Annotated in this window: 1 rRNA gene; it reads right to left on the bottom strand. The window is 43.9% G+C overall.

Annotated features, from left to right (window positions below):
• Positions 1-395: ribosomal RNA gene (locus BAQ44_RS18620) — 23S ribosomal RNA — on the bottom strand; the annotation flags it as partial.
• Positions 396-540 lie beyond the last annotated feature (145 nt).

Below are 540 nucleotides of genomic sequence, written 5' to 3'. Positions count from 1 at the left end.
GAAGTTTCGACTACGGGGTTGTTACCCTCTACGACGGACCTTTCCAGGTCGCTTCGTCTACCTCGTTCCTTTGTAACTCCGTATAGAATGTCCTACAACCCCAAGAGGCAAGCCTCTTGGTTTGGGCTATGTTCCGTTTCGCTCGCCGCTACTCAGGAAATCGCATTTGCTTTCTCTTCCTCCAGGTACTTAGATGTTTCAGTTCCCTGGGTCTGTCTTCCTTACCCTATGTATTCAGGTAAGGATACCATACCATTACGTATGGTGGGTTTCCCCATTCGGAAATCTTCGGATCAAAGCTTACTTACAGCTCCCCGAAGCATATCGGCGTTAGTCCCGTCCTTCATCGACTCCTAGTGTCAAGGCATCCACCGTGCGCCCTTTCTAACTTAACCAAACTAAAAATTAAAAAATATGAGCTACACTGTTATCTAGTTTTCAAAGAACATACATTTATATATGAGAGATAGTTCTCTCAAAACTGAACAAAACGAAACACGGAAACTTATATTGATGAACAGCGTTCATCAATTCTCCATA

It is taken from the genome of Bacillus mobilis (genome assembly GCF_001884045.1).
Taxonomy (GTDB): domain Bacteria; phylum Bacillota; class Bacilli; order Bacillales; family Bacillaceae_G; genus Bacillus_A; species Bacillus_A mobilis.
This window is presented reverse-complemented; position numbering and strand designations above follow the sequence as displayed.